Annotated in this window: 26 protein-coding genes and 1 tRNA gene; 20 read left to right on the top strand and 7 right to left on the bottom strand. The window is 63.2% G+C overall.

Going from position 1 to position 21568, the window contains the following annotated elements:
• Positions 1–225: 225 nt before the first annotated feature.
• Positions 226–381, bottom strand: coding sequence for a hypothetical protein (locus UP09_RS37925; RefSeq protein WP_156164897.1), 156 nt, complete (start codon positions 379–381; stop codon positions 226–228).
• A gap of 6 nt (positions 382–387) precedes the next feature.
• Positions 388–1029 (bottom strand): TetR/AcrR family transcriptional regulator, encoded by a 642-nt coding sequence (locus tag UP09_RS33275; protein ID WP_349643936.1) that lies wholly within the window; start codon positions 1027–1029, stop codon positions 388–390.
• 109 nt (positions 1030–1138) lie between these two features.
• On the opposite strand from UP09_RS33275, the gene UP09_RS33270 reads away from it, so the two are divergent.
• From UP09_RS33270 to UP09_RS38300, 10 genes are all read left to right on the top strand, one after another.
• Positions 1139–2017: an alpha/beta fold hydrolase gene (locus tag UP09_RS33270; RefSeq protein WP_044542512.1), complete on the top strand. Its 879-nt coding sequence runs from the start codon at positions 1139–1141 to the stop codon at positions 2015–2017.
• Between the two features lie 376 nt (positions 2018–2393).
• Positions 2394–3707: a serine hydroxymethyltransferase gene (gene glyA / locus UP09_RS33265; protein WP_044542511.1), complete on the top strand. Its 1314-nt coding sequence runs from the start codon at positions 2394–2396 to the stop codon at positions 3705–3707.
• 96 nt (positions 3708–3803) lie between these two features.
• Positions 3804–4286 (top strand): transcriptional regulator NrdR, encoded by a 483-nt coding sequence (gene nrdR, locus UP09_RS33260; RefSeq protein WP_044542510.1) that lies wholly within the window; start codon positions 3804–3806, stop codon positions 4284–4286.
• Complete coding sequence (gene ribD / locus UP09_RS33255) at positions 4283–5434, top strand: bifunctional diaminohydroxyphosphoribosylaminopyrimidine deaminase/5-amino-6-(5-phosphoribosylamino)uracil reductase RibD (RefSeq protein WP_044542509.1); 1152 nt, start codon at positions 4283–4285, stop codon at positions 5432–5434. Before nrdR ends, ribD begins: the two co-directional genes overlap by 4 nt.
• The gene (locus tag UP09_RS33250) at positions 5435–6043 is read left to right on the top strand and encodes a riboflavin synthase (protein ID WP_044542508.1); all 609 of its coding nucleotides are present in this window, start codon (positions 5435–5437) and stop codon (positions 6041–6043) included.
• Positions 6044–6236: 193 nt separating this feature from the next.
• Complete coding sequence (gene ribH, locus UP09_RS33245; RefSeq protein WP_044542507.1) at positions 6237–6728, top strand: 6,7-dimethyl-8-ribityllumazine synthase; 492 nt, start codon at positions 6237–6239, stop codon at positions 6726–6728.
• A 2-nt stretch (positions 6729–6730) separates the two neighbouring features.
• Complete coding sequence (gene nusB / locus UP09_RS33240) at positions 6731–7225, top strand: transcription antitermination factor NusB (RefSeq protein WP_044542506.1); 495 nt, start codon at positions 6731–6733, stop codon at positions 7223–7225.
• 133 nt (positions 7226–7358) lie between these two features.
• Entirely contained in the window at positions 7359–8360 is a 1002-nt protein-coding gene (thiL, locus tag UP09_RS33235) for a thiamine-phosphate kinase (protein WP_044542505.1), read from the top strand.
• A gap of 229 nt (positions 8361–8589) precedes the next feature.
• Positions 8590–10710 carry a sodium-translocating pyrophosphatase gene (locus UP09_RS33230; protein ID WP_044542504.1) on the top strand — a complete coding sequence of 707 codons (2121 nt, stop codon included), beginning with the start codon at positions 8590–8592 and terminating at the stop codon, positions 10708–10710.
• A 124-nt stretch (positions 10711–10834) separates the two neighbouring features.
• A complete protein-coding gene (locus UP09_RS38300) occupies positions 10835–10990 on the top strand; it encodes a hypothetical protein (protein ID WP_197082781.1) in 156 nt (51 codons plus the stop codon).
• A gap of 36 nt (positions 10991–11026) precedes the next feature.
• Here UP09_RS38300 and UP09_RS33225 read toward each other — a convergent pair whose 3' ends face one another.
• The 3 genes from UP09_RS33225 to UP09_RS33215 all read right to left on the bottom strand — a co-directional run bounded on the left by UP09_RS33225 (position 11027) and on the right by UP09_RS33215 (position 13271).
• Positions 11027–12034: a Bug family tripartite tricarboxylate transporter substrate binding protein gene (locus UP09_RS33225; protein WP_044542503.1), complete on the bottom strand. Its 1008-nt coding sequence runs from the start codon at positions 12032–12034 to the stop codon at positions 11027–11029.
• A 233-nt stretch (positions 12035–12267) separates the two neighbouring features.
• Positions 12268–12624, bottom strand: a complete 357-nt coding sequence (locus tag UP09_RS33220; protein ID WP_044542502.1) for a hypothetical protein — start codon at positions 12622–12624, stop codon at positions 12268–12270.
• Between the two features lie 170 nt (positions 12625–12794).
• The gene (locus UP09_RS33215; RefSeq protein WP_044542501.1) at positions 12795–13271 is read right to left on the bottom strand and encodes an outer membrane protein assembly factor BamE; all 477 of its coding nucleotides are present in this window, start codon (positions 13269–13271) and stop codon (positions 12795–12797) included.
• 136 nt (positions 13272–13407) lie between these two features.
• Between UP09_RS33215 and UP09_RS33210 the strand changes: the two genes are divergently transcribed.
• The 9 genes from UP09_RS33210 (at position 13408) to UP09_RS33170 (ending at position 19976) form a co-directional block, all read left to right on the top strand.
• Positions 13408–13959: a ubiquinol-cytochrome C chaperone family protein gene (locus tag UP09_RS33210; protein ID WP_044542500.1), complete on the top strand. Its 552-nt coding sequence runs from the start codon at positions 13408–13410 to the stop codon at positions 13957–13959.
• A complete protein-coding gene (locus UP09_RS33205; RefSeq protein ID WP_044542499.1) occupies positions 13956–14579 on the top strand; it encodes a YceD family protein in 624 nt (207 codons plus the stop codon). Before UP09_RS33210 ends, UP09_RS33205 begins: the two co-directional genes overlap by 4 nt.
• 290 nt (positions 14580–14869) lie before the next feature.
• Positions 14870–15931 carry a phosphate acyltransferase PlsX gene (gene plsX / locus UP09_RS33200; protein ID WP_044542498.1) on the top strand — a complete coding sequence of 354 codons (1062 nt, stop codon included), beginning with the start codon at positions 14870–14872 and terminating at the stop codon, positions 15929–15931.
• The gene (locus tag UP09_RS33195) at positions 15928–16905 is read left to right on the top strand and encodes a beta-ketoacyl-ACP synthase III (protein ID WP_044542497.1); all 978 of its coding nucleotides are present in this window, start codon (positions 15928–15930) and stop codon (positions 16903–16905) included. The genes plsX and UP09_RS33195 overlap by 4 nt, the downstream gene beginning before the upstream one ends.
• Positions 16906–17036: 131 nt before the next feature.
• Complete coding sequence (locus UP09_RS33190; protein WP_044542496.1) at positions 17037–17372, top strand: integration host factor subunit alpha; 336 nt, start codon at positions 17037–17039, stop codon at positions 17370–17372.
• A 25-nt stretch (positions 17373–17397) separates the two neighbouring features.
• Positions 17398–18009: a MerR family transcriptional regulator gene (locus UP09_RS33185; RefSeq protein ID WP_044542495.1), complete on the top strand. Its 612-nt coding sequence runs from the start codon at positions 17398–17400 to the stop codon at positions 18007–18009.
• Between the two features lie 96 nt (positions 18010–18105).
• Positions 18106–18183, top strand: a tRNA-Pro gene (locus UP09_RS33180).
• Between the two features lie 1027 nt (positions 18184–19210).
• On the top strand, positions 19211–19456 hold the full coding sequence (locus UP09_RS33175) for a hypothetical protein (RefSeq protein ID WP_044542494.1): 246 nt from the start codon (positions 19211–19213) through the stop codon (positions 19454–19456).
• Positions 19457–19700: 244 nt separating this feature from the next.
• A complete protein-coding gene (locus UP09_RS33170) occupies positions 19701–19976 on the top strand; it encodes a hypothetical protein (RefSeq protein ID WP_156164895.1) in 276 nt (91 codons plus the stop codon).
• 287 nt (positions 19977–20263) lie between these two features.
• On the opposite strand, the gene UP09_RS33165 is transcribed toward UP09_RS33170, so the two are convergent.
• Together UP09_RS33165 and UP09_RS33160 are read right to left on the bottom strand one after the other, a co-directional pair.
• Positions 20264–20680: a DUF1236 domain-containing protein gene (locus UP09_RS33165; protein ID WP_044542492.1), complete on the bottom strand. Its 417-nt coding sequence runs from the start codon at positions 20678–20680 to the stop codon at positions 20264–20266.
• Between the two features lie 95 nt (positions 20681–20775).
• Positions 20776–20964 carry a hypothetical protein gene (locus UP09_RS33160; RefSeq protein ID WP_044542491.1) on the bottom strand — a complete coding sequence of 63 codons (189 nt, stop codon included), beginning with the start codon at positions 20962–20964 and terminating at the stop codon, positions 20776–20778.
• Between the two features lie 102 nt (positions 20965–21066).
• Between UP09_RS33160 and UP09_RS33155 the strand changes: the two genes are divergently transcribed.
• Positions 21067–21315, top strand: coding sequence for a hypothetical protein (locus UP09_RS33155; protein WP_044542490.1), 249 nt, complete (start codon positions 21067–21069; stop codon positions 21313–21315).
• Positions 21316–21568 lie beyond the last annotated feature (253 nt).

Genomic DNA, 21568 nt, shown 5'->3' with positions numbered 1-21568 from the left:
TTCCCGGGGATCACGGCTAAAGGAGCCGCTCTGAGCGCTATCCCGGCCAACGCATATTCGTGCCGGGGCGAAAGGTTCCGTCGGTTTTGCAATTTTTAAAGAAAAGCTCTTCCTGGAAACACTTGATCTGCGTCTCGTCCCGACTGGCGTTTCTGGCTCAGTGAAAACGAAAGAGAGAGGCGGCCGCTAGCCGCCTCTCTGCCAGGTGAACGCTATTCCTGAAGCCTACTGGCAGATATGCAGGCGTCCGTCCTCGCCTTTGAACCAAGTGCCGGGCTGGCAAACGAAGCCCTGATCGTAGTAGCCGTTGTTGTAGGCAGAGGCGTCGTTACGGAACGGTGCCGTCGCGACGGCGCCGGCGCTGCGGCGCGCGTCGTTCAACCTTTTTCACTGTGTCCTCAGCAGTGCGAAAAACGGCCGAACGACCCCGGTCAGCAATTCACGGTCGGGATTGGTGCGGGCCAGAACCCGGAGGCCCAGGATCGTGCTCAGAGCGAGCCGCGCGATGTCGGCTGCAGGTTGCGAGGTAAGGATTGATCCGTCGCGCTGCCCGGCCGCGACACAGTCGCGGACACATTTTTCAATTCCATCGAAGACCTTGGTTACAACATCTCGGAAGTCCTGGTCGTGCGGCGCCACCTCCAACGCCGTGTTCACGACAAAACACCCCTTGTGAAGCCTGTCGGCGAGCACTTCTTCAACGTTTGCATCGAAGTACCGCTCCAATGCGCGTAAGGGCGGGTCATCGCCTCCGAAGATCGCCGAGCAGGTTTCGAGCGCCAGACCGACATACCGATCGAGCACGAGACGGTAGATGGCTCTCTTGTCACCGAACGCATTGTAGAGGCTTGGCGTCGTCATTCCGGTGCGGTCGGCGAGGTCGCGCATCGATGTCGCCTCATAGCCGTTATTCCAGAAACGTTGCATCGCGGCTTCGAGCACCGTGTCTTCGTCGAATTCCCTGGGCCTGGCCATCTTGATCCGTCGGGCAATGATGAGCGCGAATAACTCACGGTCGTGTTTTATCACGATCGTCAAAAAAATCTATTGCTCATTTTCTGACGATCGTTATAAAACGCGGAGAGCCGATGCCGCGCCCGGCCTCGACCGCAACTGGAAGCAAACCTGGAGTACAGAGATGAGCGAGCCCCACGTAGACGGGATTTATCCCTTCCCGACTGTGATGCAGACGCGGACGATCGAAACCAACGGCACCACCATCCATCTGCGGGTCGGCGGTCATGGCCCGGCAGTGGTCATGCTGCACGGCTTCGGCACAACGGGCGACATGTGGGGTCATCTGGCGAGCGCACTCATCGAAGACCACACGATCATCGTGCCCGACCTCCGTGGGCTGGGCCTCTCGTCGAGGCCTGAGAGCGGCTACGACAAGAAGAATCAAGCGACGGATGTGATGGGCGTCCTGGACGCCCTGGGTGTGGGCAAGTTCGAATTGGTGACGCACGACATCGGCATCATGGTCGGCTACGCAGTTGCCGCCACCCACCCCGAGCGCGTGAGCCGATGGGTGGCGATCGATGCGCCGCTGCCCGGCATCGGACCCTGGGAGCAGATCGTCATGGATCCGGCCATGTGGCACTTTGGCTTCGGAGGTCGGGACATGGAGCGCCTGGTCGCCGGCCGCGAGCGCATCTATCTCGACCGCTTCTGGAACGATCTTTCCCGGGACCCAAAGCGGTTTGACGAAGCGAAACGCGAGCATTACGCGGCGCTCTATGCGCAACCTGGCGAAATGCGAGCGGGCTTCGCCCAGTTCCTGGCGTTCGGCCAGGATGCGATCGACAACACGGCGTTCCTTGCGAAGGGCAAGCTCAAGATGCCGGTTCTGGCCTTGGGTGGCGAAGCTACATTCGGCCCCATGATCGGCGCGGTGATACGGTGTGTCGCCGATGACGTCGAAGATGTGATCATCCCGGATTGCGGGCACTGGATCACGGAAGAACAGCCGGCCGCGACGACAAAGCTTGTCATCGACTTCCTGCATCGCCGTTCGTGAGTTAGCTGGCGTTAGATCGTGCGGCGCCGCCTGCAGAGCGCCGTCAACCAGGGCGAAAAGCCCGCTCCGTGGGTGGCATATTCGGAGCGGGCCAGTCTGGGGCGCGGCCTGGTACAGCCGCTGCCGCTATCTTAGCTCCCTCGGCTGACGTCACCCTGACGGGGCTGCGGATGTCGTCGGCCTGTCCCGCCGGGCAGGCGCGGCTCGGCTGGCAAACCCCGCCATCCCCACCATATCTGGCATAATTGGCGGCGGGGGACCGCAACCGCTTGGCCAATTTGGGGCAATGTGGTAACCGTCAGGGACCGCTTCGACCGCCACTCGTGACCGTCCGCATCCCTCGTTAAGGGCTTGCGGCGGTGGAGATATTTCGCCGATGACCTCTTCGCCCCAAAACGCTTCGACGACTGCTTCCGCGCCCGATTCCTTCTTCACGGCGACCCTTGCCGAGGCCGATCCCGAGATTGCCGCCGCGATCAAGGGCGAACTCGGCCGGCAGCGCCATGAGGTCGAGCTGATCGCCTCCGAGAACATCGTCAGCCGCGCGGTGCTGGAAGCGCAGGGCTCGGTGATGACCAACAAATACGCCGAGGGCTATCCGGGCGCGCGCTACTATGGCGGTTGCGAGTGGGTCGACGTCGCCGAGAACCTGGCGATCGACCGCGCCAAGAGGCTGTTCGGCGCCGGCTTTGCCAATGTGCAACCCAATTCCGGCAGCCAGATGAACCAGGCGGTGTTCCTGGCGCTGCTGCAGCCCGGCGACACCTTCATGGGCCTTGATCTGGCCGCCGGCGGCCATCTCACCCACGGCTCGCCGGTCAACATGTCCGGCAAGTGGTTCAAGGCCGTGCATTACACCGTGCGCCGTGACGACCATCTGATCGACATGGACGAGGTCCAGAGGCAGGCCGAGCAGGTCAAGCCGAAGCTGATCGTCGCCGGCGGCTCGGCGTATTCGCGCGCGTGGGACTTCAAGCGCTTCCGCGAGATCGCGGACTCCGTCGGCGCTTATCTGCTGGTCGATATGGCGCATTTCGCCGGCCTCGTTGCCGGCGGCGTCCATGCCTCGCCGGTGCCGCATGCCCACGTCACCACGACAACGACGCACAAGTCGCTGCGCGGCCCGCGCGGCGGCCTGATCCTCACCAATGACGAGGTGCTGGCCAAGAAGCTGAACTCGGCGATCTTCCCCGGTCTGCAGGGCGGCCCGCTGATGCACGTGATCGCCGCCAAGGCTGTCGCCTTCGCCGAGGCGCTGCGCCCGGACTTCAAGATCTACGCCAAGAACGTGGTCGAGAACGCCAAGGCGCTGGCCGAGACGCTGCGCAGCCACGGCTTCGATATCGTCTCCGGCGGCACCGACAACCATCTGATGCTGGTCGACCTGCGTCCGAAGGGATTGAAGGGCAACGTCTCCGAGAAGGCGCTGGTGCGCGCCGCCATCACTTGCAACAAGAACGGCATCCCGTTCGACCCGGAGAAGCCGTTCGTTACCTCGGGTCTTCGTCTGGGCACGCCGGCTGCGACCACGCGCGGTTTCGGCGTCGCCGAATTCAAGCAGGTCGGCGGCATGATCGCCGAGGTCTTGAACGCGCTGGCGCAGTCGCCGGACGGCAAGGCGCCGCTGGTCGAGGCTGCGATCAAGGAACGCGTCAAGGCGCTGACCGATCGTTTCCCGATCTATCAGTAAGGTCGCATGATCCGGAAAAGTGGGCACCGGTTTTCCCTCGCGACAAACGCAAGTGCGTTTGCGCGGAGATCATGCGCAAAATAAGGGTTCCTCTGGATGCGTTGTCCGAGCTGCAACAGTCTTGATACGCAGGTAAAGGACTCGCGTCCGACCGAGGATTCCGCCGTGATCCGCCGGCGGCGGGTGTGCATCGCCTGCAATTTCCGTTTCACGACCTTCGAGCGAGTGCAGCTCCGCGAACTCACCGTCATCAAGCGCAACGGCCGGCGCGTGCCGTTCGACCGCGACAAGCTGGTGCGCTCGCTGCAGATCTCCCTGCGCAAGCGCCCGGTGGACTCCGAGCGGGTAGAGAAGATGGTCTCCACCATCGTGCGCGAGCTCGAAAGCGGCGGCGAGGCCGAGATATCCTCGGAGGCGATCGGCGAGATCGTGATGGAGCATCTTCGCCAGCTCGACGACGTCGCCTATGTGCGTTTCGCCTCGGTCTATCGCAATTTCCGCGAGGCGAAGGATTTCGAGGCGGTGCTCGACGAACTGACCGGCGAAGAGGATCCGCGGGTCGCAACGTTGCGAAAATGATCTTCCGGATCCTGGAAGACCAGTTCGCGCAGAGATCCAGGGACGCGAAAGCTGCCGACCTGCGCTTCATGCAGCTTGCGCTGGCGCTCGGCCGGCGCGGGCAAGGGCGTACCTGGCCCAATCCGGCGGTTGGCGCCGTGATCGTCAAGGACGGCGTCGTCGTCGGCCGCGGCTGGACCCAGCCGGGCGGACGCCCGCATGCCGAGGTGGAAGCGCTGCGGCGCGCCGGCGACGCTGCCCGCGGCGCCACGCTCTATGTGACGCTCGAGCCCTGTTCGCATTTCGGCCGCTCGCCGCCCTGTGCGGACGCCGTGGTCGCCGCCGGTCTCGCGCGCGTCGTGTCGGCGATCGAGGACCCCAATCCGGAAGTTGCAGGGCAGGGGCACGCCAGGCTGCGTGCCGCCGGCATCGCGGTCGATGTCGGGCTGTGCGGCGCCGAAGCTGCCCACGACCATGCCGGGCATTTCCGGCGCATCCGCGACAAGCGTCCGCACGTAATCCTGAAGCTCGCGGTGTCCGCCGACGACAAGATCGCTTCAGCCGGCCATAAGCCCGTCGCGATCACGGGCGATGCTGCACGGGCCCGCGTGCATCTGTTGCGCGCGCAATGCGACGCCATCCTGGTCGGGATCGGCACGGTCAAATCAGACGACCCGCTTCTGACCTGCCGCCTGCCGGGCATGGCTGACCGTTCGCCGGTGAGGGTGGTGCTGGACCGCGCGCTGCGGATGCCGGGCGATAGCCGCATGGTGCATTCCGCGCGCGAAACGCCGCTCTGGGTGATGACTTCGGACTTTGCCGAGGCGCCTGCCGCGATGAAGCTCGGCGCGGCCGGCGCGCAGGTGATCCGCACAGCTTCGACCACCACCCCACCCGGGCTTGATCTGCCTGATGTGCTGCACGTGCTGGCGGAGAAGAACATCACGCGGCTCCTGGTCGAGGGCGGGGCGCGGGTCGCATCGTCGTTCGTCGCCGCAGGCCTCGTCGACGAAATCTGGCTGTTGCGTGGGCCTGATACGATCGGCGCCGATGGCGTTCCCGCGCTGCACGCAATGCCGCTGGCCGCAATCACGCAGTCGCCCGGCTTCCGGCTTCGTGCTAGCGAGGCGCTCGGAAAGGACAGTTTGAACATCTATGAGCGTGCTTAAATGTTTACCGGAATAGTCACCGATGTCGGTGAAATCAGCAGCCTGAAACCGGTGGCGCAGGGGCAGCTGCACCGGATGCGGATTTCCTGCGATTACGACCAGACCATGATCGCGGATGGCGCTTCGATCGCCTGCAACGGCGTCTGCCTCACCGTGGTTGCGTCAGGCACATCAGGCGGCAAGACCTGGTTCGACGTCGATGCCGCCGCCGAGACGCTGGGCATGACCACGGCCAGGCACTGGGTTATGGGAACCAGGCTCAACCTCGAGCGCGCGCTCAAGATCGGCGACGAGCTCGGTGGCCACATCGTGGCCGGCCACGCCGATGGCATCGCCAGCATCGTCAAGCGTGACGACCTGCCCGACATGGCGCGCTTCGAGCTGAAAACCGCCCGCGAAATCGCACGTTTCATCGCGGCGAAGGGCTCGGTGACCCTGGACGGGGTGTCGCTGACCGTGAATGCGGTCGATGATGTGACCTTTTCGGTGCTGATCATCCCGCATACGCTTCAAGTCACGACCCTGAGCGGCTGGAAGGCCGGCAGCGAGGTCAATATCGAGGTCGACCTGATGGCCCGCTACGCCGCGCGGCTGTCGGAAATGAAGTGACCGCGCAGCGGTCATTCCGGGGCGATGCGATAGCATCGAACCTCAGGGCGCAATTGCGCCCTGAGGAATCTCGAGATTCCGGGTCTGGTCCTGCGGACCATCCCGGAATGACGGCGGCGAGAGCATTCGTGCTTGGCTTAACAACCCATGGCGACTACAAAACGCGCCGGTACCAGAATGAAATGGATACGTAATGGCTGACGCGCGACGCGCACCCCTGAAGGACCAGACCGACATTTCCGGCGCACGCGTCGTGATCGTCGAGGCGCGGTTCTATGACGACATCCAGGATGCGATGCTGGAGGGCGCGTTGGCGGAGCTGAAGGCCGCGGGCGCAACCCACGACCTGATCACGGTGCCGGGCGCGCTGGAGATTCCGGCGGCGATTGCGATCGCGATCGATGCGGCGTCAGCGAATGGCAAGCCCTATGACGCGGCGATCGCGCTCGGCTGCGTGGTGCGCGGCGACACCATCCATTTCGAGATCGTCTCGATGGAATCCTCGCGCGCGCTGATGGACCTTTCGGTCGCCAGGAAATTCCCGCTCGGTAACGGCATCATCACCGTCAACACCGATGCGCAGGCGTGGGCACGGGCGCGCGCAGGCGAGTTGAACAAGGGCGGCGACGCGGCACGCGCGGCGCTGGCGATGCTGCGCATCAAACGCCGGCTGGCAAAGGCCTGACCATGGCAGAGAACAAGAAGCCGGCCAAAGGCCCTGACAAGAAAGCCAACCGGCGCGGCGCCGCGAGGCTCGCCGCCGTACAGGCGCTGTACCAGATGGATATCGGCGGCGCCGGCATCAACGACATCTTCGCCGAGTTCGAGAGCCACTGGCTTGGCAACGAGGTCGAGGGCGAGACATACCTGCCGGCCGAGGCCGCGTTCTTCCGCGACGTGGTATCCGGCGTGGTGCGCGACCAAGCCAAGCTCGATCCGCTGATCGATGACGCCCTGCAGAAGGGCTGGCCGTTGCAGCGGATCGATGCGATCCTGCGCGCGGTGCTGCGCGCGGGCTCCTACGAGCTTGAGCACCGCAAGGACATACCGGGCCGCGTCGTTGTCTCCGAATATGTCGATGTCGCGCATGCCTTCGTCGAGAAGGACGAGACCGGCATGGTGAACGCCGTGCTCGACCAGATCGCGCGCCAGTTCCGCGCCGATGAGTTTGTGCGGGGGTAAGAGCTATGCCTCTATCTGACCGTCACCCTGAGGAGGCCGCGCAGCGGCCGTCTCGAAGGGCGACGGCCCGAGTGGGGCCGTGCATCCTTCGAGGCTCGCTCCGCTCGCACCTCAGGATGACGGGTCTGATATCGTGACGCAGAGCGACAGGCAGACATCCGGCGAAGACTCCCTCATCGCGCGCTATTTCAGGCCGCTGGCGACCGATCCGGGTGCCTTCAATCTCGACGACGACGCGGCCGCCCTGAAGGGGGCCGGCGAGGATATCGTGGTCACGACCGACGCGATCGTCGAGGGCGTCCACTTCCTTCCCGGCGATCCACCGGAGACGCTGGCGCGCAAGGCGCTGCGGGTGAATCTCTCAGACATCGCCGCCAAGGGCGCGGTGCCTGCCGGCTTCGTGCTGACGCTGGCGCTGCGCGGTGCGGACGAAGCGTGGCTGAAGCCGTTCGCGCAGGCGCTGGGCGAGGATGCCGCGCGCTATGGCTGCCCGTTGCTCGGCGGCGACACGGTGTCGACGCCGGGGCCCCTGATGATCTCGATCACGGCCTTCGGGCGGGTGCCGGAGGGGCGGATGGTCCATCGCTCAGGCGCGCATGCTGGGGACCGCGTGGTGGTGACAGGCACCATCGGCGATGCCGCGCTCGGCCTCGATGTGCTGACCGGCGGACCGGTGGCCGCGGCGCTCGCCGGCGATGATCCGGCGAAGGAGATGCTGGCCTCGCGCTACCGCCTGCCGCAGCCGCGCAATGCTCTCGCCAAAATCGTCCGCAATTACGCCAGCGCGGCGATGGATGTGTCCGACGGTCTTGCCGGCGACCTCGCGAAGCTCTGCGCGGCCTCCCGCGTCACTGCCGTGATCGACGTCCAGAGCATTCCGCTGTCGCCTGCGGCATCGGCGCTGCTGGCGCGCAAGGTGATCGGCATCGAGACTTTGGTGGCGGGTGGCGACGACTACGAAATCCTGTGTGCGATCCCGAATAACCGCATCGATGCCTTCACCCGGGAGGCGCGGCAGGCCGGGGTCGCGGTGACGGCCATTGGCGGGCTGATCGCAGGTTCGTCGCCGCCAAGCTTTCTCGACGCGCAGGGCAGGGAACTGGCGCTGAAGCGGCTGTCCTACAGCCATTTCTAGAACTCCGTCTGGAATTCCGGCCAGTGCTCCTCGATTTTCCCTCTAAATAGCTGCCGATATCGGCCTTTTCCGCCTTTGGTGGCGTTGCGCACGGGGTACGATTTTGGCAAGGTCGCGCCCGATTTGAGGCCATCCCTTTTTGGGGAGGGATGATCCTCATGAATAAGCGCCTGCCGCAACGGCAAAAAAAGGCGCGGGGGTTACATCAAGGATCTGAGGCAAAATTCACATGACAGCATTATGGGCGATTGTGCTCTGCGGGGCGCTTTCCATCGTTTACGCAATCTGGGCGACGCAATCGGTATTGAGCGCTGACGCGGGCAATGCGCGGATGCAGGAAATCGCGGCCGCCGTGCGCGAAGGCGCGCAGGCCTATCTGCGCCGGCAATACACCACGATCGGCATCGTCGGCATCGTGATCTTCGTGGTGCTGGCCTACTTCCTCGGCATGCTGGTCGCGGTCGGATTTCTGATCGGCGCCGTCCTGTCGGGCGCGGCCGGCTTCATCGGCATGAACGTCTCGGTGCGCGCCAATGTCCGCACCGCGCAGGCGGCGACCACGTCGCTGGCCGGCGGACTTGAGCTTGCCTTCAAGGCGGGTGCCATCACCGGCATGCTGGTGGCTGGTCTGGCGCTGCTCGGCGTCACCATCTACTTCGCATTCCTGACGCACTATCTGGATCTCGCCCCCAACAGCCGCACGGTTGTCGACGCGATGGTCGCGCTCGGCTTCGGCGCGTCGCTGATCTCGATCTTTGCCCGTCTCGGCGGCGGCATCTTCACCAAGGGCGCTGACGTCGGCGGCGATCTCGTCGGCAAGGTCGAAGCCGGCATTCCCGAAGACGATCCGCGCAACCCCGCCACCATCGCCGACAACGTCGGCGATAACGTCGGCGACTGCGCCGGCATGGCGGCCGATCTGTTCGAGACCTATGCGGTGACCGCGGTCGCCACCATGGTGCTGGCCGCGATCTTCTTTGCGACCTCGCCGCTGCTGGTGAACATGATGACGCTGCCGCTCGCGATTGGCGGCGTCTGCATCCTCACCTCGATCGCCGGCACCTTCTTCGTCAAGCTCGGCGCCAGCCAATCGATCATGGGCGCCCTGTACAAGGGCCTGATCGCGACCGGGGTGCTGTCGCTGTTCGGCGTCGCCGGCGTGATCAACTGGCTGATCGGCTTCGGTCCGCTGGAGGGCGTCAAGTACACCGGCATGGCGCTGTTCGAGTGCGGCGTGGTTGGCCTCGTCGTTACCGGGCTCATCATCGTGATCACCGAATACTACACCGGCACGGATTATCGTCCGGTGAAGTCGATCGCGGCGTCCTCGGTCACCGGTCACGGCACCAACGTGATCCAGGGTCTGGCGATCTCGATGGAATCCACCGCCGGTCCGGCGCTGGTGATCATCGCGGGCATTCTCGTCACCTACAGCCTTGCCGGCCTGTTCGGCATCGCGATCGCGACCGCGACGATGCTGGCGCTGGCCGGCATGGTGGTGGCGCTCGACGCTTTCGGTCCGGTCACCGACAATGCCGGCGGCATCGCCGAAATGGCGGGTTTGCCGAAGGAAGTGCGCAAGTCGACCGACGCGCTCGACGCGGTCGGCAACACCACCAAGGCGGTGACCAAGGGCTACGCGATCGGCTCCGCCGGTCTCGGCGCGCTGGTGCTGTTCGCGGCCTACAATGAAGACCTCAAATTCTTCATCGCCAATGCCACGAAGTACCCCTACTTCCAGGGCGTGCTGCCCGACTTCTCGCTCAACAATCCCTACGTCGTGGTGGGCCTGTTGTTCGGCGGCCTGCTGCCGTATTTGTTCGGCGCGATGGGCATGACCGCGGTCGGCCGCGCCGCCAGCGCGATCGTCGAAGAAGTACGCCGCCAGTTCCGCGAGAAGCCCGGCATCATGCAGGGCACCGACAAGCCCGACTACGGCAAGGCCGTCGACCTCCTGACCAAGGCGGCGATCAAGGAGATGATCATCCCGTCGCTGCTGCCGGTGCTGTCGCCGATCTTCGTCTACTTCGTGATCTACGCGATCGCGGGCGGCGGCGCGGCCGGCAAGTCGGCGGCGTTCTCTGCGGTCGGCGCCATGCTGCTCGGCGTCATCGTCACCGGTCTCTTCGTCGCGATCTCGATGACCTCGGGCGGCGGCGCCTGGGACAACGCCAAGAAGTACATCGAGGACGGCCATTACGGCGGCAAGGGCTCCGACGCCCATAAGGCCGCGGTGACCGGCGACACCGTCGGCGATCCCTACAAGGATACGGCGGGCCCGGCGGTGAACCCGATGATCAAGATCACCAACATCGTGGCGCTGCTGCTGCTGGCGATTTTGGCGCACTGAGCGGCGCGACAGCAACGAATGTAAATCCCCGCGGTGCAAGCCGCGGGGTTTTTTGTTTTGCGTGGACTTCGTTCGGTGTACTGCCGAATTGACAACCAGACGCGAGCAAAACGGAGATCAATCGATGTCACTCTCATCCGCACGGAACTATGCGCTTCGCGCCTCGAAGTCGCAGGATCAGAAGGAGGCCGTCGAGCTGCTGTCGAAGGCGATCCTGGAACTGGCGACGTCAATTGAAGCAACCGACGCCAAGATCAAGAAGATCAACAAGTCTTCGTAGCGCTAGCCCGCTCCGGAAAGGTTGCGACGGAGCCTGTTACTTCACCTCCATCTGCAAGCCTTCCTTCTCGATGATGGCGGCAAACTTGGTGGTTTCCGCAGCGATGAAATCCGAGAACTGTTGCGGCGTGCCGTAGTCGCCCTTCGCACCCATGCCGGCGATGTTTTTCTTGACGTCGTCGCGTTCCAGCATCGCCTTGATCTGCCGGTTCAGCTCGTCGAGCACAGGCGCGGGCGTGGGCTTCGGCAACAGCACGCCGAACCAGGACGAGACGTCGAATTTGGCGAGCTCCGGCGCGGTCTCGCGCATGGCCGGCAGGCTCAGTGCCGACTCGCTGCGATCAGGCGTGGTGACGCAGAGCCCGTTGAGCTTGCCGTCCTGCACCTGCGGCAATGACGGATAGAGATTGTCGAACAGGATCTGGATGTCGCCAGCGAGCGCGGCCTGCAATGCGGGACCGGCGCCGCGGAACGGCACATGCGTCATCTTCAGCCTGGTGAGTTGCAGGAACCAGGCGCCGGTGAGGTGAGGGCTCTGCCCGGTGCCGGACGAGCCGTAGGTCAGCTTGTCCGGATTGGCCTTCAGATATGCGATCAACTCGGCAATCGATTTGATGCCGGTGGAGGGATGCGCCGAGACGATGTTCGGGATCCGGATCATGTTGGAGACCGGCTGCAGCTGGTCGGCCTTGTAGGTCAGGTTCCTGAAAATGCTGTAGGCGATCGCGTTCGGTCCGGGATTGCCGATCAGGATGGTATGGCCGTCGCCCTTGCTGCGCGCCACCTCTGCGGTGCCGATGGTGCCACCGGCGCCGGAGCGATTCTCCACCACGACCGACTGGCCCCAGATCGGCTGCAGATGCGCGGCGAGCAGCCGCCCCATCACGTCGGTCGAGCCTCCGGCTGCCGCCGGCACGATCACCCGCACCGTTTCGGTCGGCCGCCAGTCGCCGGCACCGAGGCTGGCGCGCGGCAGGATCGAAGCCGTCGACACGACGGCTGCGCCCGACAACACCCTACGGCGTGAAAATCTCTCGCTGCCCATGCGTTTGCCCCCGGCACGCGTCTCGTTTGTGCGCGACGGTAGGGGAGCGCATGCGTTCCGGGCATGCGGCGAACTGGCGCAGCCGGGGAGTGCGCCGAGATTCTTCTTTCGACGTCAGGCCCCGGCGCCACATGATTCCGCCCGCACCAAAGTCAGGGGCGCGGGCAGAAGCGTTGCGATCATTTCGGGAAGCGTACCCGGCAAGCGGGCGACTTCGCGCAAATCAGGTGCGGTTACACCAGCGCGTCGGCGCTCTTGGCAAACGCTTCGTCCGTGGTGAACGGAATCTCGGTCACCTTGACGACCTCGTGCTTGTTGCTGCCGATCACCACGATTTCCTTGAGGTAGGACCCAGGGAAGGACCCATGGACCTTGTACGGCTTGGTGCCTTTGCCGAGCGGACCGGTCCACCCCATGACCTTGATGGCCAGACCGCCGACCCATTGCTCGTCGCGGACGAGCTGGATGCCGGATGTAAAATTTGGGGCGTGCCCCTCGACGGTGACGGAAAAGAAGCCCGGCGAATGCAAGCCGGTCCAGACATAGACGACTTGCGCCTTATCGAAAGGTTCTGCTCCAAAAAAACCCATGACGTATCTCCTGCTGAGTTGATGGCGGTGAGAGCCGTTGCGTCCGGCTCGCAGCCGTCCTAGCAGGGAGGATGGCGATGCACGTGTGAATGATCTCACACACAATCATAAATTGTCATTTCGCACAAGGCGGGATCGCGCGCGGCCGTGCGCTCCGGGACAGCCTGTCGCTAGTTGAAGCTGAGCAGCTTGAGCAGCGGCGTGATGTACGAAATTTCCTGACCCGAGGTCGGCGTGGTGCGGCTGATGAAGTCGAAGACCTTGCCGTCCTGCAGGCCGTAATTGGCGAGCCTGCGCACCTGCCGGTTCTTGTCGAAATAGACCGCGATCACGCGCTGGTCGACCACCCGCTGGTTCATGAAGGCGACCGGGCGGGAGGCGCGCTGCGAGATGTAGTAGAAGACCTCGCCGTCGAGCGTGGCGACAGTGGAGGGGGTGCCCATCACGATCAGCACCTGATCCTGGCTCGCGCCGATCGGAATCTGCTCGAGCGCCCCCGGGGGCAGGATGTAGCCCTTCTGGAATTGCTCGCCGGTGCACGCGCCGAGCACGGCGCAGACGAGGCCGATTGCAGCGACCGTACGGACGCGCGAGAATAGACTGCGCGCGGAGGCCGCGCGGGACTGTCTTGGACTGGTTTCGGTCATCGGCGGAACTGATCCGTCCCCTTGCATCGCGCGAGGCGTTGACGTACCGGGCAGCTCAATGGATTGCAATACAGCCGAGCCTCCAACAGGCGAACCCTCATTGTCGCACCTTTAGAGCTCGCAGCCGGAACCCAGCATGCTTTGGCCGTTCAATCACTTCAGAAAACCCCAGGTGCCCCCGCGCGGCACCATTGAGACCATCTATGGCATGATCGTGACGCAGGCACGAGAACCGTTGTTTTACCGGGACTTGGGCGTTCCGGACACGGTTAATGGCCGTTTTGACCTGCTTCTGATGCATCTCTGGTTGGTGCTGCGGCGGTTTAAATCCGTTGAGGCCGGTTCGGACCTATCCCAGGCGCTGTTCGACCATTTCTGCACCGACATGGACGACAATCTGCGCGAGATGGGCGTCGGCGACCTCACGGTGCCCAAGCGCATGCAGGCCTTCGGCGAGGCGTTCTATGGCCGAACTGCGGCCTATGATCTCGCGCTGACCGACAGCGACGAGGCGCTGGCGCAGTCGTTCTGCAAGAACATCCTCAATGGCGCCAATATCGACAAGGCGCATGAGCTCGCCGCCTATGCCAGGCACGCAGTCACGGCGCTGGCGCGCGCCGACGCGGCTGCGCTGAAGCAGGGCGCGTGGAGCTTTCCCGCGCTCCAGACCGCGGGTGCCCCGGCATGAGCGGCGACACGACAAAGCGGCCCGGTGCCTCGCGTGATCCTTTACGTGATCCTTCACGTGATCCTTGGCGCGTTCTCGTCACCGTGGCGCAGATCCCCGAGACCGGGCTGCATCAAGAGATCAAGGCGGACGAGACGGTGCGCAAGGCGATCGCCGACATCGCCGAGCTACGTGAGGTCATATCGGCGCATGCGGCATTCGACCTCATGCCTAATAAGCGCGACGGGCGCGTCCACGTCACCGGCAGGGTGCAGGCGCGGGTCGGGCAGACCTGCGTGGTGACGCTCGATCCGATCGAGAACGACATCGACGAGCGGATCGACTTGATCTTCGCACCGCCTGAGCAGATTCCGCAGATGGCCGATCTGGTCGACGAGGCGGAGGACAGCGACGAGGATACGCCGGACCCGCCGGAGCCGATCGTGAACGGCTTCATCGATATCGGCCGGCTTGCGACCGACGCGCTGTTTCTCGGCGTCGATCCCTATCCGCGCAAGCCGGACGCCGTCTTTGAACAGGCGGTTGAAGTCGTTGATCCGGAGGATCATCCGTTCGCCGCGCTGAAAGCGCTGCAGGAGAAGGCGGGCAAGAAGCCGAACGGCAACAAGGACGATAATTGATGGGACGATGCAGCTGCTTTAGCGCATGAGAGACCATCATTCTCACTTCAAGTAGTGTCATTAACCTGTTGAATTATTGTGTTTTTATGTATTATGTAGTCGCGTTTCGCGGGAGTTCCGCCAACGTGGCTGCCGGTGGTCAAAAGGTTGTGTCGGACAGCGGACACGGTATTGTCGCGGCCCGGCCGGAATGCGACATGGCGTTTCGCCGCGCGCCTTTGATGGCGGTGACTTCAAGCTCGCGGTCTTCGTCTGAGGGGGCTGCGGGAGAGTAGGTTTCCGGGACATTCATGCCTCAAAAGGTTCGAATCGCGCTTGACGCCATGGGTGGCGATGCCGGCGCATCGGTCGTCGTGCCCGGTGCTGCGATCTCGTTGAGCCGTCACCCCGACAGCGAATTCCTGCTTTTCGGCGACCAGGCCAAGATCGAGCCTGAGCTCGCCAGGCATGCCGCACTCAAGGCAGTGTCGAAGGTGATCCATACCGACGTCACCGTCCGAATGGACGAGAAGCCAAGCCAGGCGCTGCGGCGGACCCGCAGGGCCTCTTCAATGTGGCTGGCGATCGATGCCGTGAAACATGGCAAGGCCGATGTCGCGGTCTCCGCCGGTAACAGCGGCGCGCTGATGGCGATGGGGGCACTCAATCTGCGGACGCTGCCCGGCGTCGACCGCCCGGCAATCGCGGCGGTTTGGCCGACGCTGCGCGGCGATTCGGTGGTGCTCGACCTCGGGGCCACGATCGGCGGCGACGCCCGCCATCTGGCGACCTTGGCCGTGATGGGCAGCGCAATGGCCAGCGTGCTGTTCAACCTCGAACGGCCGACGGTGGGCCTGCTGAATATCGGGTCCGAGGACATCAAGGGCCACGAGGAAATCCGCGATGCGGCCGAGATACTGCGCGCGATGAATTCGACCCAATTCAACTATATCGGCTTCGTCGAGGGCGACGGGATCGGTCAGGGGCACGCCGACGTGATCGTGTCCGAGGGCTTTTGCGGCAACATTGCGCTCAAGACCGCGGAGGGGACGGCACGCCAGATGTTCACGCTTCTGCGCGAGGCCATGACCTCGAGCTGGATGGCGCGAATCGGCTATTTGTTTGCCCGCGGCGCATTCCAGAAGCTGCGCGACAAGCTCGATCCCAACAAGTCGAACGGCGGCGTGCTGCTTGGCCTGAAGGGCGTGGTGGTCAAGAGCCATGGCGGCATCAGCGCGGAAGGCTTTGCCTATGCGGTCGATGTTGGCTATGAGATGGCCCACCTCGATCTCCTCACCAAGATCAATCAGATGCTTAATCGCGATGGCAGTGCGCTGGTGCAGACGCAGGCCGCGCAGGAGGCTGTCTCGTGACTGCGATACGTTCGGTCGTGCTGGGCTGCGGCTCTTATTTGCCGGAGCGGGTTCTGACCAATGCCGAACTGGCTGCTCGAATTGACACGTCGGACGACTGGATCGTGCAGCGCACCGGCATCCGGCAGCGGCATATCGCCGCCGATGACGAGTTCACCTCGCACCTGGCGATCAAGGCGGCGCTCGCCGCGCTCGCCCATGCCCAGATCGACGCGCAGACGATCGACCTGATTGTGCTGGCGACCTCGACGCCCGACAACACCTTTCCCGCCACGGCGGTGGCGGTTCAGCATGCGCTCGGCATCAACCACGGCGTGGCTTTCGACCTGCAGGCGGTATGCTCCGGCTTCGTCTTTGCACTCACCACCGCCGACAATTTCCTGCGCGCCGGCGCCCACAAACGGGCGCTGGTGATCGGTGCGGAGACCTTCTCGCGCCTCCTCGACTGGAGCGATCGCGGCACCTGCGTGCTGTTCGGCGACGGAGCCGGCGCGGTCGTGCTGGAGGCCCAGCCGCACGCCGGGACAATCGCTGATCCCGGGATGCTGACCACGCATCTGCGCTCCGACGGACGGCACAAGTCGAAGCTGTTCGTCGATGGCGGTCCCGGTTCGACCAAAACGGTCGGGCATCTTCGGATGGAGGGCCGCGAGGTGTTCAAGCACGCGGTCGGCATGATTACGGACGTGATCGTCGACGCCTTCAACGCCACCGGCCTCACCGCTGACGACATCAACTGGTTCATTCCGCACCAGGCCAACAAGCGAATCATCGACGCGTCCGCGCACAAGCTTCATATTGCGCCGCAGAAGGTGGTCTTGACGGTCGACCAGCACGGCAACACCTCGGCCGCCTCGATCCCGCTCGCGCTGTCGGTCGCCGTGAAGGACGGCCGGGTCAAGAAGGGCGATCTGGTGCTGTTCGAGGCGATGGGCGGCGGCTTCACCTGGGGTTCGGCCCTCGTGCGCTGGTGAGCGGATCGCTCAAAATCGCTGACATTTTGCCAGCTTCTTTCATGCCTATGTACGGTCGTCACTGTTGACCATTGCGTGCTAAGCTTTTAATTTCAGTCAAGAAATTGTTCGCCGAGAGTGCGGGGCAGGCGATGACCAACGGAACCGGGAAAACAGTTACACGCGTCGATCTGTGCGAGGCGGTCTACCAGAAGGTAGGCCTGTCGCGCACCGAATCGTCGGCGTTCGTCGAGCTTGTGCTGAAGGAGATCACCGATTGCCTGGAGAAGGGCGAGACGGTGAAGCTGTCATCGTTCGGCTCCTTCATGGTGCGCAAGAAGGGGCAGCGTATCGGACGCAATCCGAAGACCGGCACCGAAGTGCCGATCTCGCCGCGCCGCGTGATGGTGTTCAAGCCGTCGGCGATCCTGAAACAGCGGATCAACGGCCAGACGCCGACCAATGGCGACGCCAGCAAGGACGATTGATCCTTAACCTCAGGGGAGCAGGCATTTGGACAAGGCGCCGGATGCGTTCCGTACCATCAGCGAAGTCGCTGACGAACTCGACATTCCCCAGCATGTCCTGAGGTTCTGGGAAACCCGCTTCGCGCAGATCAAGCCGATGAAGCGCAGCGGCGGACGCCGCTATTACCGCCCTGATGACGTCGACCTGCTCAAGGGCATCCGCCGGCTGCTTTACGGCGAGGGCTACACGATCCGCGGCGTGCAGCGAATCCTGAAGGAGCACGGCATCAAGTCGGTGCAGGGCATCGCCGACCAGACCGCGGCCGTCTCGTTCGGCGCGGTCGAGGAGGCCGTCGGCCACAGCATGCAGGAGCCCGACGATTCCGAGGCCACCGACGGCCTCGATCTCGACGGCGAGGAGGGCGACGGCGACGAGAAGGGCATCGACTATCGCTTCGTCGACACCGACGAGGATGCCATCCTGTCGACCTACAAGAGCCACCTCCAGCCGGCGAAGGCACCTGTCAAGGCACCGTCCGCCGCCCCGGCGCGGGCAGCCGCCGCGGCCGCCGACCGCCAGCGCCTCGAACGCGCGCTCCAAGACCTGGTCGCCTGCCGGCAGTTGCTCGATGCGGCAATGAAGGACGGCTCGGGCTAGGGCGAAGCGGGGTGCGGAACCGGCACCGCCGATTGCCGTCTTTAAGGCCGGTTCCCGCCTTGCGCGAATACGGGATCGCAGCTAATGGAACGGCATCGGAGCGTGGCGCAGCCCGGTTAGCGCACTAGTCTGGGAGACTAGGGGTCGGAGGTTCAAATCCTCTCGCTCCGACCATTTTCCTCAATACATCCAACGGTCATTCTCGGCGGTCAGTTGCCAACAGACCGCCCGTTGCCAATTTTATTCGGTGGCTGTTCCTATTTGCCTTTTAGGTACTGGCCTGTTTCCGACCTCAGTTGCCTGATTTGAATTGTTAACGATTCGGCCAAGATGAGCTGTATTGACCACTATGTCGGCTGCCGAACATGCCAGATTGCCCTCGTCACCGCGCCGCCCTGTTGGTCCCTATCGGTGATGAGAACGCCCAGTTGCGCTCCCGCCTTCCTCTAAGGAACGGAGCAGCCCTATGCAGCGGCGACGCCACCACACAAAATCTGAAATCCTAGCGCAACGTCTTGCCGACGAAGCATACCATCTGCGGGAGCAGTCCAAATTGCTGCCGCCCGGTGCGGTTCGTGACGCCGCAATCCGCAAGGCGCGACAAGCCGAAACCGGATCGCACCTGAGCGGCTGGCTGCAATCTCCCGGCCTCCAGCCGCCCCGCTGAAAAAATGCTTACGCTGTTGGCAATTCTGGCCGGACCCATCTTGGTGACTACCATCGTAACGATTGTCGTCCTTGAGATTAAGGACGCGTGGGACCGTCACCGCCTGCGGTAGTAAGGCCGCCTCAGTTGGCGGCCTCTTTCATTACAAGCCCTTTCCGTCGTCCTCCCCCGGTGGCCCAAGTTGAATTTGGGAGTGGCCTGTTTTGCATCAAATGAAGCATCGCCTCCCGCTTCAATGATTTTTCAGAAGGTGTTCAAAAAGGAACAGCGGGAGAGATCCAGAAGCCCCACACTGGTATCACCACCGCGCATCTCACGGCATCGGTGATGAGAACGCCATCATGCGCTCCCGCCCCTCCAAGGAGCAGCACCGATGCAACGACGCCGCATCAAACAGACCGTGTCTCTCGAAGATCGCCTGGCCCAGGAAGCTGCGCGCCTCAAGCAAGCAGCTAGGGGCACCCCACCCGGGATCGAACGCGAAAGAATGATCCGCCGGGCACGGCAGGCTGAGACTGCCGCTCAGATGAGTGAGTGGCTTGCCTCGCCCAGCCCGAGGGCTCCGACGTGATGCACACATTCAGCGATAACTACACCTTGGGCAAGTTCAACGCGCCTTCCTACGCGAGCTGGCTCGCCGAACTTCGCGCCCTGTTTCCTGTCCCGGATGAATTCCTTCTAGCGGATGCGATCTTCAGTTTCGCAAGCGCGTTCAAGGAAGGAAAGACGCCGCAACAGGCTTACGAGGTGTTCGATATTTTCGTCAGCGCGGAGGCTTGAACATGGAACGACAACAGCCGTAGGCCGCCTCGTCATCGCCTCGGCGATCTCGGATGTCGCTCGCGCGGACCCGCACGAACTGTTCAGCAAGAGCCCTGCCAACGTGCGAGAGCAAGCAGGGCGAGCGCTCTTCAGGTTGGTGGTCAGTGCTGGCATGATCGCGACGATGGTTGTGGCGGCATCAGGAACTTGTGCCCACGCCACCCGTTGGGCTCGGGTAAATCAAAAGTTTTGGGAGGAAATGATGTTGAAGCTGGCCGCGGCACTCGTGCTGCTCTCATCGTCGGCATTTGCGCAAGACAAAGTTGTCGACCCCACTGCACTTCAGGACTGCGCTCCGATCGGGCAATCCGCGAAGGCTGAATTGATCTACGGAATGGATTGCAAGGCACTCAAGCCGGAGAACCGGATGGAAGTGCTTGCGACCATGCCACCAACAAATATGAAGGACACCGTCATTCCAAAATCCGGCGGGGTACAAAATCCGGATACGACGCCGACGAAAGGCGAGACGAAGTAGTCCTCGCCAGAAGCCACGTCCTGGGAGTTTAAGTGCCAGGCGCCGATGAAACGCAAGGAGGCCTAACATGGCGTACCGGGTCGGAACGGTGCACCTCTCCCGTGCGTTGGTCGGCGCGACATTGGCGTTGATGATGAGCCCGGCTGCAATATTCGCGGCAGCTCGTCACTTCGTGTGAAAGCAGGTGCGAGTGCGCTCGCTGCACTTTTGATTGCGATGGCGTAAGGATCCGAAGAGATGCGACCCGCGGCGCAGCCGGCCGCCTCAGGCGGCCGGCCACGTAGGGATCACTCTACAATTTCGACGATCCGGTGTGTGCGAGGATCGACCAGCACCGTCCGCCCGTTGACCACGGTGTAACGATAGTCATGCGTGCCATATTCCGGCGGCACGTCGTAATAGGTCACGCCGTCGCCTGGAAGATCGGCGCCAACCCTCACTTCGCCGCCGTATGTATAGGAGGGGTGGTGACGCTCGACGACATAGCTGTGAAAGCGAGGCCGCTGGTCGATGCCCAGCACTCCGTTCACGCCTCCAACGACCCCTCCGATTGTGCCGCCAACGATGGCGCCGACCGGCCCCGCAGCCCGTTCGCCTTCCCGAGATCCGCGTTCAATGCCGCCGGGTACGCCTTGCGCGGCGGCAGCAGCGGGGAGCAAAGCAACAGTGGCAAACGCTGCCGCGAGCAGGAAACTTCTCTTCATTGAAAAACCTCGTTGTTGGAGAGCCCACAACAAGCCGAGGGATGCTCAATGGTTCCCGGAAGGGATTCAACGGGCGCGGGCCGGACGCGGCAGGCTTACTTGACGCGGCGCCCCTTGAAGAAGCCTGCGTTGGTCGTGTTCTGCTTGATGTTGGCGGTTTCACCCTGTTCAGCTGAATTCTGGATGTCGTGATGACCTTTTGACGTGTCTCGCTCGTCCTCGGCGTTCTGCTTCGGGCCTTTGGTGCTCTGATTGCCCTTTGGGATGGGTGGCATTTTGCTCATGTTGAAGACCCTCGTTTGAGTTCAATCACGCGGAGCATAGGGAGTTTCTCGTGTCGCAGTGAGGGAAACATTTCCGTGTGATGCTTGGTTGCGGAGGAACCCATGGCGTCATGGCCGACTTGGTTCGCGCTGGGAGCGAATGACGAGGAAACGACCTTGGCACGAGACGAGCATAACAAGGCTGCTGAGCATCACGAGACTGCAGCCAAGGCACACCGTTCCGCTGCGGAACATCATGGCAAGGGCGATCACACCAAGGGCAAGGAGCACGCCTCCGCTGCAAAGCAACATTCACAGACCGCCAATCAGCACAGCGATCAGGCGCACTCGAAGAGCCAGCAGCAGAAGTAACTGCATCAAGGAGGCTTGGCGGAAGCTGGGCCTCGTGTCACGCCCTTGAATGACACTCGAAGGCACGCCTCGCATTTGTGCACACGGACCCGGAACGAGATCAGGTCTGTTTCATTGAATCGTTGCGGTGACGGAATCTACGCGAGGAGCGGGACAGTCCCACCAAAGGCCATGAGGAGTAACGCCCACATGGCCTTTGTTCTGTCTGAGCGAAAGCAGCTGTTCTGTCTGAGCGAAAGCAGCACTCGGCCAC

The organism is Bradyrhizobium sp. LTSP885, from assembly GCF_000938305.1.
In the GTDB taxonomy this organism is placed as follows: Bacteria; Pseudomonadota; Alphaproteobacteria; order Rhizobiales; family Xanthobacteraceae; genus Bradyrhizobium.
The sequence above is the reverse complement of the archived record's forward strand: the minus strand, read 5'-3'. Positions and strand labels throughout refer to the sequence as shown.

Coding starts and splice junctions, on each gene's coding strand:
- UP09_RS33270 (WP_044542512.1), top strand. CDS start 1,139: ATGAGCGAGCCCCACGTAGACGGGATTTATCCCTTCCCGACTGTGATG.
- UP09_RS33160 (WP_044542491.1), bottom strand. CDS start 20,964: ATGAGCAAAATGCCACCCATCCCAAAGGGCAATCAGAGCACCAAAGGC.
- nusB (WP_044542506.1), top strand. CDS start 6,731: ATGGCAGAGAACAAGAAGCCGGCCAAAGGCCCTGACAAGAAAGCCAAC.
- UP09_RS33230 (WP_044542504.1), top strand. CDS start 8,590: ATGACAGCATTATGGGCGATTGTGCTCTGCGGGGCGCTTTCCATCGTT.
- UP09_RS33190 (WP_044542496.1), top strand. CDS start 17,037: ATGACCAACGGAACCGGGAAAACAGTTACACGCGTCGATCTGTGCGAG.
- UP09_RS33220 (WP_044542502.1), bottom strand. CDS start 12,624: ATGGGTTTTTTTGGAGCAGAACCTTTCGATAAGGCGCAAGTCGTCTAT.
- glyA (WP_044542511.1), top strand. CDS start 2,394: ATGACCTCTTCGCCCCAAAACGCTTCGACGACTGCTTCCGCGCCCGAT.
- nrdR (WP_044542510.1), top strand. CDS start 3,804: ATGCGTTGTCCGAGCTGCAACAGTCTTGATACGCAGGTAAAGGACTCG.
- UP09_RS33225 (WP_044542503.1), bottom strand. CDS start 12,034: ATGGGCAGCGAGAGATTTTCACGCCGTAGGGTGTTGTCGGGCGCAGCC.
- UP09_RS33170 (WP_156164895.1), top strand. CDS start 19,701: ATGTTGAAGCTGGCCGCGGCACTCGTGCTGCTCTCATCGTCGGCATTT.
- UP09_RS33165 (WP_044542492.1), bottom strand. CDS start 20,680: ATGAAGAGAAGTTTCCTGCTCGCGGCAGCGTTTGCCACTGTTGCTTTG.
- ribH (WP_044542507.1), top strand. CDS start 6,237: ATGGCTGACGCGCGACGCGCACCCCTGAAGGACCAGACCGACATTTCC.
- UP09_RS33215 (WP_044542501.1), bottom strand. CDS start 13,271: ATGACCGAAACCAGTCCAAGACAGTCCCGCGCGGCCTCCGCGCGCAGT.
- plsX (WP_044542498.1), top strand. CDS start 14,870: ATGCCTCAAAAGGTTCGAATCGCGCTTGACGCCATGGGTGGCGATGCC.
- UP09_RS33205 (WP_044542499.1), top strand. CDS start 13,956: ATGAGCGGCGACACGACAAAGCGGCCCGGTGCCTCGCGTGATCCTTTA.
- UP09_RS33250 (WP_044542508.1), top strand. CDS start 5,435: ATGTTTACCGGAATAGTCACCGATGTCGGTGAAATCAGCAGCCTGAAA.
- UP09_RS33210 (WP_044542500.1), top strand. CDS start 13,408: ATGCTTTGGCCGTTCAATCACTTCAGAAAACCCCAGGTGCCCCCGCGC.
- UP09_RS38300 (WP_197082781.1), top strand. CDS start 10,835: ATGTCACTCTCATCCGCACGGAACTATGCGCTTCGCGCCTCGAAGTCG.
- ribD (WP_044542509.1), top strand. CDS start 4,283: ATGATCTTCCGGATCCTGGAAGACCAGTTCGCGCAGAGATCCAGGGAC.
- UP09_RS33155 (WP_044542490.1), top strand. CDS start 21,067: ATGGCGTCATGGCCGACTTGGTTCGCGCTGGGAGCGAATGACGAGGAA.